14 protein-coding genes are annotated in these 14,207 nt (G+C 73.2%); 12 read left to right on the forward strand and 2 right to left on the reverse strand.

Translation table 11 applies throughout. From position 1 onward, the window contains the following. The first annotated feature begins 96 nt into the window (after window positions 1-96). The 5 genes from pth to cysN all read left to right on the forward strand — a co-directional run bounded on the left by pth (window position 97) and on the right by cysN (window position 5,188). The gene (gene pth / locus AB0I67_RS14785) at window positions 97-681 is read left to right on the forward strand and encodes an aminoacyl-tRNA hydrolase (protein WP_357923184.1); all 585 of its coding nucleotides are present in this window, start codon (window positions 97-99) and stop codon (window positions 679-681) included. 111 nt (window positions 682-792) lie between these two features. Next, on the forward strand, window positions 793-2,232 hold the full coding sequence (locus tag AB0I67_RS14790) for a sugar transferase (RefSeq protein ID WP_357923325.1): 1,440 nt from the start codon (window positions 793-795) through the stop codon (window positions 2,230-2,232). Next, window positions 2,232-2,996, forward strand: a complete 765-nt coding sequence (locus AB0I67_RS14795) for a 3'(2'),5'-bisphosphate nucleotidase CysQ (RefSeq protein WP_357923186.1) — start codon at window positions 2,232-2,234, stop codon at window positions 2,994-2,996. The genes AB0I67_RS14790 and AB0I67_RS14795 overlap by 1 nt, the downstream gene beginning before the upstream one ends. Before the next feature lie 10 nt (window positions 2,997-3,006). Continuing rightward, on the forward strand, window positions 3,007-3,921 hold the full coding sequence (gene cysD, locus AB0I67_RS14800) for a sulfate adenylyltransferase subunit CysD (protein ID WP_357923188.1): 915 nt from the start codon (window positions 3,007-3,009) through the stop codon (window positions 3,919-3,921). Window position 3,922: 1 nt separating this feature from the next. After that, window positions 3,923-5,188: a sulfate adenylyltransferase subunit CysN gene (gene cysN / locus AB0I67_RS14805; protein WP_357923190.1), complete on the forward strand. Its 1,266-nt coding sequence runs from the start codon at window positions 3,923-3,925 to the stop codon at window positions 5,186-5,188. Here cysN and AB0I67_RS14810 read toward each other — a convergent pair. Continuing rightward, on the reverse strand, window positions 5,185-6,750 hold the full coding sequence (locus AB0I67_RS14810) for a penicillin-binding transpeptidase domain-containing protein (RefSeq protein WP_357923192.1): 1,566 nt from the start codon (window positions 6,748-6,750) through the stop codon (window positions 5,185-5,187). The two genes, cysN and AB0I67_RS14810, sit on opposite strands and share 4 nt — an antisense overlap. An 87-nt stretch (window positions 6,751-6,837) precedes the next feature. Here AB0I67_RS14810 and AB0I67_RS14815 point away from each other — a divergent pair, with 87 nt between their 5' ends. Both AB0I67_RS14815 and AB0I67_RS14820 read left to right on the forward strand, forming a co-directional pair. Beyond that, window positions 6,838-7,809 (forward strand): LysR family transcriptional regulator, encoded by a 972-nt coding sequence (locus AB0I67_RS14815; protein WP_357923194.1) that lies wholly within the window; start codon window positions 6,838-6,840, stop codon window positions 7,807-7,809. Beyond that, window positions 7,806-8,675, forward strand: a complete 870-nt coding sequence (locus tag AB0I67_RS14820; protein ID WP_357923196.1) for a serine hydrolase — start codon at window positions 7,806-7,808, stop codon at window positions 8,673-8,675. The genes AB0I67_RS14815 and AB0I67_RS14820 overlap by 4 nt, the downstream gene beginning before the upstream one ends. Here the strand turns inward: AB0I67_RS14820 and AB0I67_RS14825 are convergent. After that, window positions 8,672-9,466, reverse strand: a complete 795-nt coding sequence (locus tag AB0I67_RS14825) for a thioesterase family protein (RefSeq protein ID WP_357923198.1) — start codon at window positions 9,464-9,466, stop codon at window positions 8,672-8,674. The two genes, AB0I67_RS14820 and AB0I67_RS14825, sit on opposite strands and share 4 nt — an antisense overlap. A 65-nt stretch (window positions 9,467-9,531) precedes the next feature. Between AB0I67_RS14825 and AB0I67_RS14830 the strand changes: the two genes are divergently transcribed. The 5 genes from AB0I67_RS14830 to AB0I67_RS14850 all read left to right on the forward strand — a co-directional run bounded on the left by AB0I67_RS14830 (window position 9,532) and on the right by AB0I67_RS14850 (window position 14,165). Next, window positions 9,532-10,200, forward strand: a complete 669-nt coding sequence (locus AB0I67_RS14830) for a TetR/AcrR family transcriptional regulator (RefSeq protein WP_357923200.1) — start codon at window positions 9,532-9,534, stop codon at window positions 10,198-10,200. 101 nt (window positions 10,201-10,301) lie between these two features. Next, window positions 10,302-11,201 (forward strand): sulfotransferase, encoded by a 900-nt coding sequence (locus AB0I67_RS14835; RefSeq protein ID WP_357923202.1) that lies wholly within the window; start codon window positions 10,302-10,304, stop codon window positions 11,199-11,201. Then, the gene (locus AB0I67_RS14840; protein ID WP_357923204.1) at window positions 11,198-12,199 is read left to right on the forward strand and encodes a glycosyltransferase; all 1,002 of its coding nucleotides are present in this window, start codon (window positions 11,198-11,200) and stop codon (window positions 12,197-12,199) included. Before AB0I67_RS14835 ends, AB0I67_RS14840 begins: the two co-directional genes overlap by 4 nt. Next, window positions 12,196-12,984, forward strand: coding sequence for a WecB/TagA/CpsF family glycosyltransferase (locus AB0I67_RS14845; protein WP_357923206.1), 789 nt, complete (start codon window positions 12,196-12,198; stop codon window positions 12,982-12,984). The genes AB0I67_RS14840 and AB0I67_RS14845 overlap by 4 nt, the downstream gene beginning before the upstream one ends. 65 nt (window positions 12,985-13,049) lie before the next feature. Then, window positions 13,050-14,165 carry an aminotransferase class V-fold PLP-dependent enzyme gene (locus AB0I67_RS14850; RefSeq protein ID WP_357923208.1) on the forward strand — a complete coding sequence of 372 codons (1,116 nt, stop codon included), beginning with the start codon at window positions 13,050-13,052 and terminating at the stop codon, window positions 14,163-14,165. The last annotated feature ends 42 nt before the right edge of the window (window positions 14,166-14,207 follow it).

A 14,207-nucleotide genomic window follows, 5' to 3' on the forward strand; every position in this document is an offset into this window, starting at 1 on the left:
TCCCAGCGCCTGGAATCCGGGGCGGTCCGGCAGCGATCGAGCTGCGGGGCTGCCCCGTTTTCGCACGACCGCACGACACGAGACGGGAATGGGCGGATGGATCGCTGGCTGATCGCCGGGTTGGGCAACCCCGGCGCGGAGTACGCGGGCAACCGGCACAACGCCGGCTTCATGACCCTCGACGAGCTGGCCGCGCGGGCCGGCGGCCGGTTCAAGGCGCACAAGAGCCGGGCCGAGGTGCTGGAGACCCAGCGCGCGGTGCTGGCCAAGCCGCTGACCTTCATGAACCTGTCCGGCGGGCCGACCAAGTTCCTCGCGGACTTCTACAAGATCCCGGTCGAGCGGATCATCGTCGTGCACGACGAGCTCGACGTGCCCTACGGCGCGCTCCGCGCCAAGCTGGGCGGCGGCGACAACGGGCACAACGGGCTGAAGTCCATCACCAAGGCGCTCGGCAGCCGCGACTACCTGCGGGTGCGGTTCGGCATCGGCCGTCCGCCCGGCCGGATGGACCCGGCCGCCTACGTCCTGCGCGACTTCGCCACCGCCGAGCGCAAGGACCTGCCCTTCCTGGTGGACCGCGCGGCCGACCTGACCGAGTCGCTGATGGAGCGGGGTCTGGAGCCCACCCAGAACTCCTTCCACGCCATGGACCTGAACATTTCCGGCCCTCCTCGCTGATCCCCGCATAGGACCGTTCGCCCAGCCGCGCGGTTCACCCGCCGCTACGCTCTGGTCACCATCTGTTGACCGGCGGTCGTGGAGGCGTGCGTGAGCAAGGGCGAGGGGCTGATGACCGTCGTCCGGAGTGAGCCCGTCCTCAGCCGGCGGGCGGGCGCCGGCGGGCCCGGCTGGATCCGGCCCTACGTCTGGCTCGCCTTCCTGGCCGACCTCGGGTGTGCGGGCTTCGCCGCCGGGGTGGCCTTCCTGGTGCGGTTCGGCGAGGTGTCCACGTATGCCACGCCGTACGTCGTGCTGAGCCTGGCCCTGCCTCTGGTGTGGGTCTGCTCGATCGCGCTCAACCGGGCCTACGAGCCGCGCATGCTCGGCGTCGGCTCGGAGGAGTTCCGCCGGATCACGCGGTGCGGGCTGGTGCTGATCACCGGCCTGGCGGTCTGCGCCTACCTGACCAAGACCGACGTCGCGCGCGGCTACGTGGTGATCGCGTTGCCGCTCACCGTGCTGCTCACCCTGGTCTTCCGGTACGGCTTGCGCCGCGCCCTGCACCGGCGGCGCGCCCGCGGCCGGTGCCTGCGGCGGGTGGTCGCCGCCGGGCACCCCGAGGCGGTCGCCGAGCTGGTCGGATTGTTCCGCAAGGAGCGCTACCACGGCATGGAGGTGGTGGCCGTCTGCCTGCCGCGTGACGCGCCCGACGAGCGGGTCGCCGGGGTGCCGGTCGCGGGCGCCTTCGCCGACATCGCGCTGGCGGTGGGGCTGTACGACGCCGACACCGTCGCGGTGCTGGCCTGCCCCGAGATGGACGGCCTGGCGCTGCGCCGGCTGGCCTGGCGGCTGGAGCGCTCGCACACCGAACTGGTCGTCGCGCCCGCCCTGATGGAGGTCGCGGGGCCGCGCACCACGATCCGGCCGGTCGCCGGGCTGCCGCTGCTGCACGTGGAGCACCCCGAGCTGGCCGGAGCCCGTCAGTTGCTGAAGAACCTGGTCGACCGCGCCGTCGCCCTGGCCCTGCTGGTCGCGCTGAGCCCGCTGCTGGTCGCGCTGGCGGTGGCCGTACGGCTCAGCAGCCCCGGCCCGGTGCTGTTCCGGCAGACCCGGATCGGCCGCGACGGGCGCCCCTTCACCATCCTGAAGTTCCGCACCATGTGGCGGGACGCCGAGAACCGCAAGATCACACTGACCAGCGACCGCGGCGGCGTGTTGTTCAAGATCCGCCACGACCCCCGGATCACCCCGCTCGGCACGCGCATGCGCCGGCACTCGCTCGACGAGCTGCCGCAGTTGCTCAACGTGCTGCGCGGCCACATGTCCCTGGTCGGCCCGAGGCCGCCGCTGCCGGAGGAGGTCGCCCGCTACGGCGACGACGTCCGGCGGCGGCTGCTGGTGCGCCCGGGGCTGACCGGGTTGTGGCAGGTGAGCGGCCGGTCGGATCTGTCGTGGGAGGAGTCGGTCCGGCTCGACCTCCGGTATGTCGAGAACTGGTCCCTCATGCTCGACCTGCAGATCCTGTGGAAGACTTGGTCAGCCGTAGCTCGCGGACAGGGAGCGTACTGATGACGATTCGTGACGACCACGCGCTCGCCGCCGACCTGGCGGAGGAGGCCGGCCGGTCCCTGCTCCAGTTGCGCGAGCGCCTGGGGTTCGAGCATCCGCCCGCCCTGCGGGCCGAGGGCGACCGCAGCGCGCACCTGCTGCTGATGGAGTCGCTGGCGCGGCTGCGCCCGTCGGACTCGGTGCTGTCGGAGGAGGCCACGCGCGAGGAGCGCGGCGACCCCAGGCGGCAGCAGGCCCAGCGGGTCTGGATCGTCGACCCGCTGGACGGCACCCGCGAGTTCGCCGAGGAGGGTCGCGCCGACTGGGCGGTGCACGTGGCGCTGTGGGAGCGTGGCGAACTGGTCGCCGGCGCGGTGGCGTTGCCCGCGCAGGGCCGCACGCTGAGCACGGGCGAGCCGCCCAAGCTGCCGCCGTTCGACGGGGGCCGCTTCCGGATCGCGGTCAGCCGCACCCGGCCGCCGGAGTTCGTCCAGAAGCTCGCCTACCTGCTCGGCGCCGATCTGGTGCCGATCGGCTCGGCCGGGGCGAAGATCGCCGCGGTGCTGACCGGTGAGGTGGAGGCCTACGTCCACGCCGGGGGTCAGTACGAGTGGGACTCGGCCGCGCCGGTGGCCGTCGCGCAGGCGGCGGGGGCGCACACGAGCCGGATCGACGGCTCGGCGCTGACCTACAACCAGGTCGATCCCACACTTCCGGATATCCTTGTTTCCCTACCGGAACTAGGGCCAAGCCTTTTGGCCGGGATCCGCGATCTGCACCGCTAGAGGAGAACGAATGCTTCAGCGTGACTACACCACGTCGCAGCTCGATGTGCTAGAGGCCGAAGCCATCCACATCATGCGCGAAGTCGCGGCGGAGTTCGAGCGCCCGTGTCTGCTCTTCTCCGGCGGCAAGGACTCCATCGTCATGCTGCGCATCGCGGAGAAGGCCTTCTGGCCCGCCCCGATCCCCTTCCCGCTGATGCACGTCGACACCGGGCACAACTTCCCCGAGGTGATCGAGTTCCGCGACCGCAGGGCCGCCGAGCTCAACGCCCGCCTCGTGGTCGCCAGCGTCCAGGACTCCATCGACGCCGGCCGCGTGGCCGAGGAGACCGGCCGGCGCGCCTCGCGCAACCGGCTCCAGACCACCACGCTGCTCGACGCGATCGAGGAGCACGAGTTCGACGCGGTCTTCGGCGGCGCCCGGCGCGACGAGGAGAAGGCCCGCGCCAAGGAGCGCGTCTTCTCCTTCCGCGACGAGTTCGGCCAGTGGGACCCGAAGAACCAGCGGCCCGAGCTGTGGAACCTCTACAACGCCCGCATCCGCAAGGGCGAGCACATCCGGGTCTTCCCGCTGTCGAACTGGACCGAGCTCGACATCTGGGACTACATCCGGCGCGAGGGCATCGAGATCCCGTCGATCTACTACTCGCACACCCGCAAGGTCTTCGAGCGCGACGGCATGCTCCTGGCCGACAGCGAGTTCGTGACCCGCGGCGAGGACGAGCCGGTCTTCGAGGCCGTCGTCCGCTACCGCACCGTCGGCGATCTGACCATCACCGGAGCCGTGCAGTCCACGGCGGCGACGGTCGAGGAGATCATCGAGGAGATCGCGGCCACCAGGATCACCGAGCGCGGCGCCACCCGCGCCGACGACCGCTTCACCGAGGCCGCCATGGAAGACCGCAAGCGTGAGGGCTACTTCTAAGATGGACATTCTTCGTTTCGCCACCGCCGGTTCCGTTGACGACGGAAAGTCCACCCTGATCGGGCGCCTGCTCTTCGACTCCAAGGCGATCTTCGAGGACCAGCTCGAAGCGGTCGAGCGCACCTCGCGCGACCGCGGCACCGAGTACACCGACCTGTCGCTGCTCACCGACGGCCTGCGCGCCGAGCGCGAACAGGGCATCACCATCGACGTGGCCTACCGCTACTTCGCCACGCCGCGGCGCAAGTTCATCATCGCCGACACCCCCGGGCACATCCAGTACACCCGGAACATGGTCACCGGCGCCTCGACCGCCGACCTGGCGATCATCCTGATCGACGCGCGCAAGGGCGTGCTGGAGCAGTCGCGCCGGCACGCCTTCCTGACCAGCCTGCTGCGGGTGCCGCACCTGGTGCTCGCGGTCAACAAGATGGACCTGGTCGACTACTCCGAGGAGCGCTTCGAGGAGATCCGCGAGGAGTTCACCTCCTTCGCCTCCAAGCTCAACGTGCCCGACCTGACCTTCATCCCGATCTCCGCGCTGCACGGCGACAACGTGGTCTCCCGCTCGGAGAACATGCCGTGGTACCACGGCTCCTCGCTGCTGCACCACCTGGAGAACGTGCACATCGCCTCCGACCGCAACCTGGTCGACGTGCGTTTCCCGGTGCAGTACGTGATCCGGCCGCAGAAGGCGACCGACCCGGCCTTCCACGACTACCGCGGCTACGCCGGCCAGGTGGCCGGCGGGGTGCTCAAGCCGGGCGACGAGGTGCTGCACCTGCCCTCCGGCCTGACCACGCGGATCGCCTCCATCGACACCTTCGACGGGCCGGTCGAGGAGGCCTTCCCGCCCATGTCGGTGACGCTCCGCTTCGAGGACGACATCGACATCTCCCGCGGCGACCTGATCTGCCGGCCGAACAACCAGCCGCAGGCCGCCCAGGAGCTGGAGGCCATGGTCTGCTGGATGACCGACGCGGTGAAGCTCGCGCCCCGCTCGAAGCTGACCATCAAGCACACCACCCGCGCCGCGCGGGCGCTGGTGCGGGACGTGCACTACCGGCTCGACGTCAACACGCTGCACCGCGACGAGAGCGCGGCCTCGCTCGGGCTCAACGAGATCGGCCGCGTCTCGCTGCGGGTGACGCAGCCGCTGTTCGTGGACGAGTACTCCCGCAACCGGCTCACCGGCGGGTTCATCCTCGTGGACGAGAGCAGCAACACCACCGTGGGCGCCGGGATGATCGTCGAGGCGCGCGGCTAGGACTCGCGGGCGGGCGCCAGGGCGGACAGGAAGCGGGCCGAGATCGGCGCCGCGACCGCCGACCCGGCGCCGCCGCCCTCGACGACCACGGCGAAGGCCACGTCGTCCCGGTAGCCGATGAACCACGAGTGCGACGGGGGCTCCTTGCCCTCGCCGTACTCGGCGGTGCCGGTCTTGCCTGCCGTACCGGCGGGGAAGGGGACGGCGTGCGCCGTGCCCTCGTTGACCACGGCGGGCATGAGCTTGCGCAGCGCGGCGACCACGCCGCCCTCCAGCCGCCGGGGCTGGCCGCGCTCGGGCAACCAGCCGGCCGGCACCAGCCGGGGCGGCTGCCACACGCCGCTGGAGATCGCGGCGGCCACCGAGGCCATGTTCAGCGGGCTGGCCAGCACCCGGCCCTGGCCGATCGAGGCCGAGGCCAGGTCGGTGGCGTCCTTGGGAGCCGGGAACTCCGCCCGTACGGCAGGCACCCCCGGATCGATCGGCACGCCGAACCCGAAGTCCCCCGCGACCTTGGCCAGCCGGCTGCCACCCAGCGAGTCGACGGTCATCGCGCCGAAGGTCGTGTTGCACGAGTGCGCGAAGGCGTCGCGAAAGGGCAGGCTGCCGAAGTCGCGGAAGCCCGCGTTGTGGAAGGCGAAGCCGCCGATGTTCTGCTCGGCCGGGCAGCGCACGGTCTGCTCGGCCGACAGGCCGCCGGCCACCAGCGCGGAGGCGGTCACCACCTTGAACGTCGAGCCGGGCGGGTACTTGCCGAGCAGCGCCCGGTCGAACCCGCCGCGGTTGTTGACCACGGCCAGGACCTCGCCGGTGGAGGCCTTGAGCGCGACCAGCGCGGCCGGCTTGCGGGTGCCCTCCAGCGCGGCGGCGCCGGCCCGGTGCACGGCCAGGTCGAGGGTGGTCCGGAGCGGCGAGCGCTTGGCGGCCTCGCGTTCGGCCAGCGTCTTGACCGCCCGGCCGTCCTCGATGAGCTGGATGCGGGCGGTGCGCGGCGGGGCGAGCCGGTCGGCGTAGCGCTCGCGCAGGCCGGCGACGAGCTGCTGGACCGAGCCCGGCACCTCGGCGCCGCCGATCGGGGCGCCGTCGGCGGCCAGGATCGGCACCGGCTGGGCCGCGTCGGTCACCAGGCGCAGCGTACGGCCGGGCTTGAGGTCGGGGTGCAGGGCGGCCGGGGTCCAGGCGACCTTCCAGGCGCGGTCCTGCTCGACCAGGCTCAGCCGGTTGGTGAAGGCCAGGTCCGGGCCCTTGCCGGTGAGCTTGGCCGTGAACTCCACCCGGCCATCCTCGGCGTCCTCGACCTCGAAGGCGAGCTGGTCGAGCTTGAGGTCGGTGCGCAGGCGGCGGTGCAGCCGCTCGAAGTCGGCCGGCGGGTCGGCGACCAGCTTGCGCATGGCCGGATAGTCCTGTCGCTGCCAGGCCGCGAGGTAGGCGCGCGCGGTCTCCTCCGGAGCCCCCTGCGTGCGCACCATCCAGATCACCCCGCCGGCGACCAGCGCGGGCACCAGGGCGCCCGCGGTGATCCACGGCCAGCGGCGGCGACGACGTCCCCCAAAGTCAGTCATGCCGACGAGGACACCAGAGACCTCACATTCATGTCCAATACGGATATCAACCTCAGATCAATATATTTCTGGATATAGTGGCTGGTCATGGACCTCGTCCGGCACCTGCGCTACTTCGTGGCGGTGGCCGAAGAACTGCACTTCGGCAACGCCGCGATCCGGCTCGGCATGGCGCAACCACCCCTCAGCCAGCGCATCAAGCGCCTGGAGGAGGAACTCGGCGTCCGGCTCTTCGACCGCTCCGCCCGGCAGGTCCGGCTGACCGAACCGGGACGGCTGCTGCTCGGCGAGGCCCGCGAGATCGTGGCCCGCGTGGACAGGATGCGCGAGCTGGTGAAGGCGGGCGAGGGCGCGGTGCTCAAGGTGGGCGCGCCGCCCGACCTGGCCGCGGGCGTGGTGGCCGCGATGGTCGCGGGCTTTCGCGAGCTGCGCCCGGGCGTCCGGCTCGCACCGGCCGAGATGTGGACGGTGGACCAGGTCAACGCGCTGGCCTCCGGGGCGCTCGACGTCGGGCTGGTGCGGCACCCGGTGACCGCGCCGGGACTGCGGTTCGGGCCCGAGCTCAGCCGGCCGCTCGGCGTGCTGCTGGCCGAGGGGGACGCGCTGGCGCGGCAGGCCGAGGTGCACCCGGCCGATCTGGCGGGGCGGGACCTGCTGATGCCGCCCGAGGAGGGCGAGCCGGGGTTCTGGGCCGAGACGCTGGCCGAATGCCGGCGGCGGGGCTATGTTCCTGCGGAGATCCACCAGGGGTCGGGGCTCGGCCTGGTCCTCGCCGGGGCGGCGGTGACGTTCTGGCCGGCGCCGGAGGAGCCGGGCCCGACCGGCCACGACCGTGCCGCCGGGCCGGCCGGTTCGGGCCGTCCGGACGGGCTGGTGTGGCGGCCGCTGCTCGGCGGGGCGTTGACCTGGCGGCTCTCGACCGCCTGGCGTAGCCCTTCGCCGGCGGTGCTGGACTTCGCGGCGGTAGCCGTACGGACACTCAAGGAGCGCGGCGGAATGGCAGAACGAGGCCCGGCGCCGATCCGGCGGGTCAGCCGCCGGCCGGGGACCCTGGCATGAGCGGGGAACTGGACCTGGGCCCGGTGTTCGCCGCGGCCGGGGTGGAGGGCTGGCTGCACGCGACCGACCTGGAGAGCGGGCGGGAGGTCGGCCACCGGCCGGACAGCGCGCTGCCGATCGCCTCGATCTTCAAGCTGCCGCTGCTGGTCGAGCTGAGCCGCCAGGCCGACGCGGGCGGGCTCGACCTGACCGAGCGCATCACCGTGGGACCCCGGCAGCGGACCTTCGGCCCCACGGGCCTGTCGGTGATGCTCGACGAGGTCACCATCTCGCTGCGTGACCTGGCCTACCTGATGATCGCGGTGAGCGACAACACCGCGGCCGACGTGCTCTCGGCACGGGTGGGGCTGGAGGCGGTCAACGCCATGCTGCGGAGCTTCGGCCTCACGCGCACCCAGGTCGTCATGAACACCACCAGCCTGTACGCCAGCATGGCCGAGGACACCGGCCACGACTGGCCCTACCAGGAGCCGGAGGACCTGGCCCGGATGCGCGTCCTGGACCCGGCCAGGGCCAACAGCAGCACGCCCCGCGAGATGACCCGGCTCCTCGGCCTGATCTGGACCGACCGCGCGGCCTCCCCGGAGCTGTGCGCGTGGATGCGCGGCCTGCTCGGGCTCCAGGTCTGGCCGCACCGGCTGGCCTCGGGCTTCCCGTACGACGACGTCGAGGTCAGCGGCAAGACCGGGAGCCTGCCGACGATCCGCAACGAGGTCGGCGTCGTGGAGTACCCCGACGGGGGCCGTTACGCCGTCGCGGTCTTCACCCGCGCTTTCAGCCCGGCCGCCAACCTGCCCCGCGCCGACGCGGTCATCGGCACCACGGCCCACCTGGCCGTCGACCACCTGCGCGCCGGGCGGGCCTAGCCCGGCAGGCGGACCGCGGCGTACTGCGTGGCCTGCGCGACCAGGCGTCCCTTGGCGTCCCAGACGTGCGCGGTCTCGTCCATGCGCTCGCCGACCACGTCGTCGGCCCGCAGCCGCACCCGCACCGCGCCGGGCGCGGGCAGCCGCCGCAGGTAGGCGGTGAGCTGGATGGTCGGCACCCAGCCGGGGATGCCGAGGTCGTAGGAGACCGGCGGCACCGGGTCGAGCGCGACCAGCAGCGAGAGCGGGTCCCAGTCGGAGCCGTCGGCCAGCCGCTGCCAGCCGGCGATGGACCCGGTACGGCCCGGCTGCCCCACGGCGAAGCCGAGGTTGCCGGGGTGCAGCCGCTGCTCGACGACGTCGAAGAGCGGGATGGTGAAGCCGCCCCCCGCGTCGGCGGGGCTGCGGAAGCAGGCCGCCTCCTCGGGCAGCTCGACCGGCTCCTCGCGGGCCCACCAGGAGTCCGCCTCGTCCAGCACGCCGAGGGTGAGTTGCGCGTCCAGGCAGATCCGGCCGCCCTGGACGAGCTGGGCGCGCAGGTTGGCGGTGGTGCGCCCGCTGCGCAGCGTCTCGACCCTGATCTCGGCCGGGCCGGGGCCGGGGGAGACGAGGAAGGTGCCGCTGATCGTGGTGAGGTGCGGGTGCTCCTGCCCGATGAGCGCGGCGCGGCCCAGGACGGCGAGCAGGTAGCCGCCGTGCAGCTTGGTGCCGACCGCCCACTGCGGGTCGAGGTCGGCGTGGAAGGTGCCGTCCTGCCCGGTGACCGCGGTGGCCTGTGTGAAGGTGCCCATCGTTTTGCCCCAATCTCTCCGGGATCAGGTTGACATCGTCAACCTGACGGTGTCAACGTGCCTGCATGCGACGGGTGAGAGCCAATCCGGGAGAAGGCGCGCTCCTGCGCGGGGAGATCCTGCGGGTGGCCGAGGAACTGCTGGCCGAGACCGGCACCGAGCAGGCGCTCACGCTGCGCGCGGTCGCCGCCCGCGCCGGGGTCTCCACGCCTTCGGTCTACCTGCACTTCAGCGGCAAGGAGGCGCTCATCGAGGCGGTGTGCCTGCGCGCGTGGGACGAACTGGCCGAGAGCATGCGCCTGGCCCGGGCCGACGACCCCTTCGCCCGGCTGGCCCGGCGCGGGCAGGCCTACGCGCGCTTCGCCCTGGCCCACCCCACCCAGTACCGCGTGCTGCTGATGCGCCCCGCCGACCACCGGGCCGCGCAGGCCTGCTTCGACCTCATGCTGGAGACCGTGCGCGACTGCGTCGAGGCGGGCGTGCTGACCGGCGAGCCGGAGAAGCTCGCGACCCGGATGTGGGCGGCCATCCACGGCTGCGTCTCGCTGCTGATCGCCCAGCCCGGCTTCCCGTGGCCGGAGGAGATCGACGACTTCGTCACCAACGTGGTGCGGATGGCCGGCTTCGGCACCGCGGTCGCCGAACGGCTGCCGCGGCGCGGGGTGCTGCCGACCCCCCGGCTCGGGCCGGCGCTGGACGCCGCCTGCCGGACCTTGACCGATCACGATCGGTGAGCGGCCGTAGGTAGATCGTTTGGGGATTCCACGGTGCAATGATTACTCTCTGCGCTACCGTCTGCACGGTTCGTATTCGCTCTCCGTGAGGTCCGTGCTTCGTGTCTGTTCCGCAGGTGATCTTCCTGGGTGGCCTCGGCCGTAGCGGCACCACGCTGCTCGAACGGCTGCTGGGCCAGCTCCCGGGCGTCGCGCCCCTGGGCGAGGTGGTGCACCTGTGGGCCCGCGGCGTGCTGGCGGGCGAGCCCTGCGGCTGCGGGTCGGCCTTCGCCGCCTGCCGGTTCTGGCACGAGGTCGGCGAGCGGGCCTTCGAGGGCTGGACGGAGCCGCTGGCCCGGCAGATGCTCACACTGCGTCACCGGGTCGACCGCACGCGCCGCATCCCGTACGTCGACCACCGCGACCTCGGCCAGTACGTCGAGGGCTACCGCCGGGTCTACTCCGCCGCCGCCGAGATCACCGGCGCAGGAGCGGTCATCGACTCCAGCAAGCACGCCTCGCTCGCCTTCTGCCTGCTCGCCGGCGGGGTGGACGTGCGCGTGGTGCACGTCGTGCGCGACCCGCGGGCCGTGGCGCACTCCTGGCGCCGCCGGGTGGAACGCCCCGAGGACGGCCGGCCGATGACCCGCTGGGGCGCGGTCCGCACCGCGATGCACTGGACCGCCCAGAACCTCGCGCTCGACCTGTTCACCCGGCAGGGCGGCCAGGTCACCCGGGTGCGCTACGAGGACCTGCTCGCCGAGCCGCAGCTCACCCTGACCCGCCTGGCCGGCACGCTCGGCCTGCCGTCGGCGCAGCCGCCGTTCCTGTCCGGCAGCACCGCCTACCTGCGTCCGGCGCACACCGTCTCCGGCAACCCGATGCGCTTCGCCGTCGGAGCCGTCGAGCTCTCCCGCGACGACGCCTGGCACGACGGCCTGCCGCGCCCGCAGCAGACCCTGGTGACCGGCCTCACCTGGCCGCTCCTGTCCCGGTACGGCTACCGCGGAGCCGCCGCATGAAGCCCTCGATCGGTGTGGTCGTCCCCACCACCGGCGACCGGCCCGACCAGCTCAGGGCCGCCGTCGAGGCGGTGCTCGCCCAGGCGTACGACGGCGAGCTCGACGTGGTCGTCGTGGTCGACGGCGCCGACGAGCGCAAGGTGGCGCACGACCTGGCCGACGTACTCGCCCCTGACGACGTGAGCGCCGACGCGGCCATGGGCGAGGTCTTCTCCGCCGGCCGCCGCGTCGCCACCGGCGTCCTGGTGCCCGCGCCCGTCCAGACCAGCCGCCCGCGCGTCCGCGTGCTGCCCAACCGGCTCAGCCCCGGCCTGCCCGGCTCGCGCAACACCGGCATCTCGGCCTGCGCGACCGAGTTCATCGCCTTCTGCGACGACGACGACCTCTGGCTGCCCGGCAAGCTCGCCGCGCAGGTCAAGCAGCTCGTGCTCAGCGGCGCCGAGTTCGCGAGCTGCGCCATCGAGGTCGCGTACGGCAAGCGCCGGGTCAGCCGCCTGGCCGGCACCGACACCGTGACGCAGGACGACCTGTCCCGCTCGCGCATGGTGATGGTGCACTCCTCGACCTTCCTGTTCCGGCGCGGCACCCTGTGGGCCGACGAGAGCGCCCCCGGCGGCCAGAACGAGGACTGGGACCTCGCCCTGCGCGCCGCCAAGCGCCAGCCCATCGTGCACGTCGACCGTCCGCTGGTCCGGGTCACCTGGGGGGCGTCGCACTACGCCACCCGGTGGGCCGACCGCATCGCCGGGCTGGAGTGGATGCTCGCCCGGCACCCCGAACTGGCCGTAGATCCGCGCGGCGCGGCGCGGATCTACGGTCAACTGGCCTTCCACCATGCGGCACTCGGCCAGCGCAGGGAGGCCGCGCGCTGGGCCAGGCGCACCCTGACCACCCGGCCCGGCGAACCCCGAGGGCCGCTGGCCCTGGCGGTCGCCGCCGGGCTGGTGCCCGCGCGCACCGTCCTGTCCCTGCTGCACGGCCGGGGGCGCGGAATATGACCGGCTGCTCCGCCGGGCCGGTCACGGGTTCCGGTGAGCGGGTGGTCGTCGCGGGGGTGGCGATCGACCCGCTCACCGAGAACCAGGTGGTCCAGCACGTCGTCCGGGCGCTGGCGGCCGGGCGGGGCGGCCACATCGTCACGCCGAACGTCGACATCTGCCGCCAGGTGGCCGGCAGCGCGCGGCTGGCGCGGCTGCTGGCGGAGGCCGAGCTGGTGCTGGCCGACGGCATGCCGCTGGTCTGGGCGGCCAGGATCCAGCGGCGGCCGTTGCCCGAGCGGGTGACCGGGGCCGACCTGATCTGGTCGCTGAGCAAGGCCGCCGCCCGGCACGGGCATCCGATCTACCTGCTGGGCGGCCCGCCCGGGATCGCCGAACAGGCCGCCGGGCAGCTCACCGCGCTGCATCCGCGGCTGAAGGTGGCGGGGGTGGACGCGCCGCCGTACGGGTTCGAGCGGAGCGAGGAGGGTCTCGCGCGGGTGCGGGAGGCGCTGGTCGCGGTCAAGCCGGAGCTCGTCTTCGTCGGGCTCGGCTTCCCCAAGCAGGAACAGGTGATCGCGAACCTGCGCGGCGACCTGCCGGGCGCGTGGTTCCTGGGCTGCGGCTCGGCCATCGCCTTCGCCGCCGGCGCGACCGCCCGGGCGCCGGAGTGGATGCAGGAGACCGGGCTGGAGTGGTTGTTCCGGCTGGTCGGCGAGCCGGGGCGGCTGGCTCGCCGCTACCTGCTGGACGACCTGCCGTTCGCCGCCCGGATGCTGGTGCGCGCCGCGCTCGCCCGCCGGTAGCGGCGACGCCCCCTCGCCGGCCCCGTGACAGGATGTCCGGGTCGAGGTCGAGGAAGGTGCTCGCGGTGATCGTCCCCCTGCCCGGCGCGCGGGAGCTGTTCTCCCTCGATCCGGAGATCGTCCAGCTCAACCACGGCTCCTTCGGCGCCGTCCCGATCGAGGTGCAGCAGGCGCAGCGGCGCTGGCGGGACGAGCTGGAGCGGGCGCCCGACCGCTTCTTCGCCCGGTTGCCCGGCCGGCTCGCCGAGGCGCGCGGGCGGATCGCCGCCTTCCTGGGCACCGGCGGCGGGGCGCTGGTCGCCAACGCCACCGAGGGGGTGGCCGTCGCGCTCGGCTCGATCCCGGTCAGGCCGGGCGACGAGATCATTCACACCGACCACGGGTACGCCGCCGTCGAGCTCGCGTTGCGCCGGCACGCCGCCGAGACCGGCGCGGTGCTGGTCCGGGCCGAGCTGGGCGCCGATCCGGTGGCGGCGATCACCGGCGCGGTCACCGAGCGCACCCGGATCGCGGTCTTCGACCACGTGAGCTCGTCGGCCGCCCGGCTGCTGCCGGTGGCGCGGCTGGTCAAGGAGCTGGCCGCCCGCGAGGTGGTGACCGTCGTGGACGGGGCGCACGCGCCCGGCATGTTGCCGCTCGACCTTGACGCGCTGGGCGCCGACTTCTGGGTGGGCAACCTGCACAAATGGGCCTTCGCGCCGCGCCCGGCGGCCATGCTCGCCGTCGCGCCGCACTGGCGGGAGCGGGTGCGGCCGCTCGTGGTGTCCTATGGAGAGGGCTACCCGGCGGCCGTCGAGTGGCGCGGGACCGGCGACTACAGCTCGTGGCTGGCCGCGCCGGAGGGGCTGGCGGTGCTGGAACGGCTGGGGATCGAGCGCGTGCGGGCGCACAACCAGGCCCTGGCCGCCTATGGTCAGCGGGTGCTGGCCGAGGCGCTGGCGGGCGAGGCGGTCCCGGGGTGGCCGGGCGTGCCGATGCGCGTCGTACGGCTCGGCCCCGGGCTGGGCACGACCAGGGCCGAGGCGGATGCGCTGGGTGAGCTGGTGCTCGACCGGCTCGGCTACCAGATCAAGATCGAGCCGGGCGGGCTGCTCAGGTTGTCGGCGCAGATCTACAACACGACCGCCGACTACGACCGTCTCGCCGAGCGGCTGCCCGCCCTCCTGACCGGCCGGCGCTAGGGGCGGGGGACCTGGCGGAGGGGGACAGGGCCGCGGCGGGCG

Origin of the sequence: Nonomuraea sp. NPDC050310 (assembly GCF_040655795.1) — a bacterium.
Taxonomy (GTDB): Bacteria; Actinomycetota; Actinomycetes; order Streptosporangiales; family Streptosporangiaceae; genus Nonomuraea.

Coding starts and splice junctions, on each gene's coding strand:
- AB0I67_RS14840 (WP_357923204.1), top strand. CDS start 11,198: ATGAAGCCCTCGATCGGTGTGGTCGTCCCCACCACCGGCGACCGGCCC.
- pth (WP_357923184.1), top strand. CDS start 97: ATGGATCGCTGGCTGATCGCCGGGTTGGGCAACCCCGGCGCGGAGTAC.
- AB0I67_RS14810 (WP_357923192.1), bottom strand. CDS start 6,750: ATGACTGACTTTGGGGGACGTCGTCGCCGCCGCTGGCCGTGGATCACC.
- AB0I67_RS14825 (WP_357923198.1), bottom strand. CDS start 9,466: ATGGGCACCTTCACACAGGCCACCGCGGTCACCGGGCAGGACGGCACC.
- AB0I67_RS14830 (WP_357923200.1), top strand. CDS start 9,532: ATGCGACGGGTGAGAGCCAATCCGGGAGAAGGCGCGCTCCTGCGCGGG.
- AB0I67_RS14815 (WP_357923194.1), top strand. CDS start 6,838: ATGGACCTCGTCCGGCACCTGCGCTACTTCGTGGCGGTGGCCGAAGAA.
- cysN (WP_357923190.1), top strand. CDS start 3,923: ATGGACATTCTTCGTTTCGCCACCGCCGGTTCCGTTGACGACGGAAAG.
- AB0I67_RS14790 (WP_357923325.1), top strand. CDS start 793: ATGACCGTCGTCCGGAGTGAGCCCGTCCTCAGCCGGCGGGCGGGCGCC.
- cysD (WP_357923188.1), top strand. CDS start 3,007: ATGCTTCAGCGTGACTACACCACGTCGCAGCTCGATGTGCTAGAGGCC.
- AB0I67_RS14820 (WP_357923196.1), top strand. CDS start 7,806: ATGAGCGGGGAACTGGACCTGGGCCCGGTGTTCGCCGCGGCCGGGGTG.
- AB0I67_RS14845 (WP_357923206.1), top strand. CDS start 12,196: ATGACCGGCTGCTCCGCCGGGCCGGTCACGGGTTCCGGTGAGCGGGTG.
- AB0I67_RS14795 (WP_357923186.1), top strand. CDS start 2,232: ATGACGATTCGTGACGACCACGCGCTCGCCGCCGACCTGGCGGAGGAG.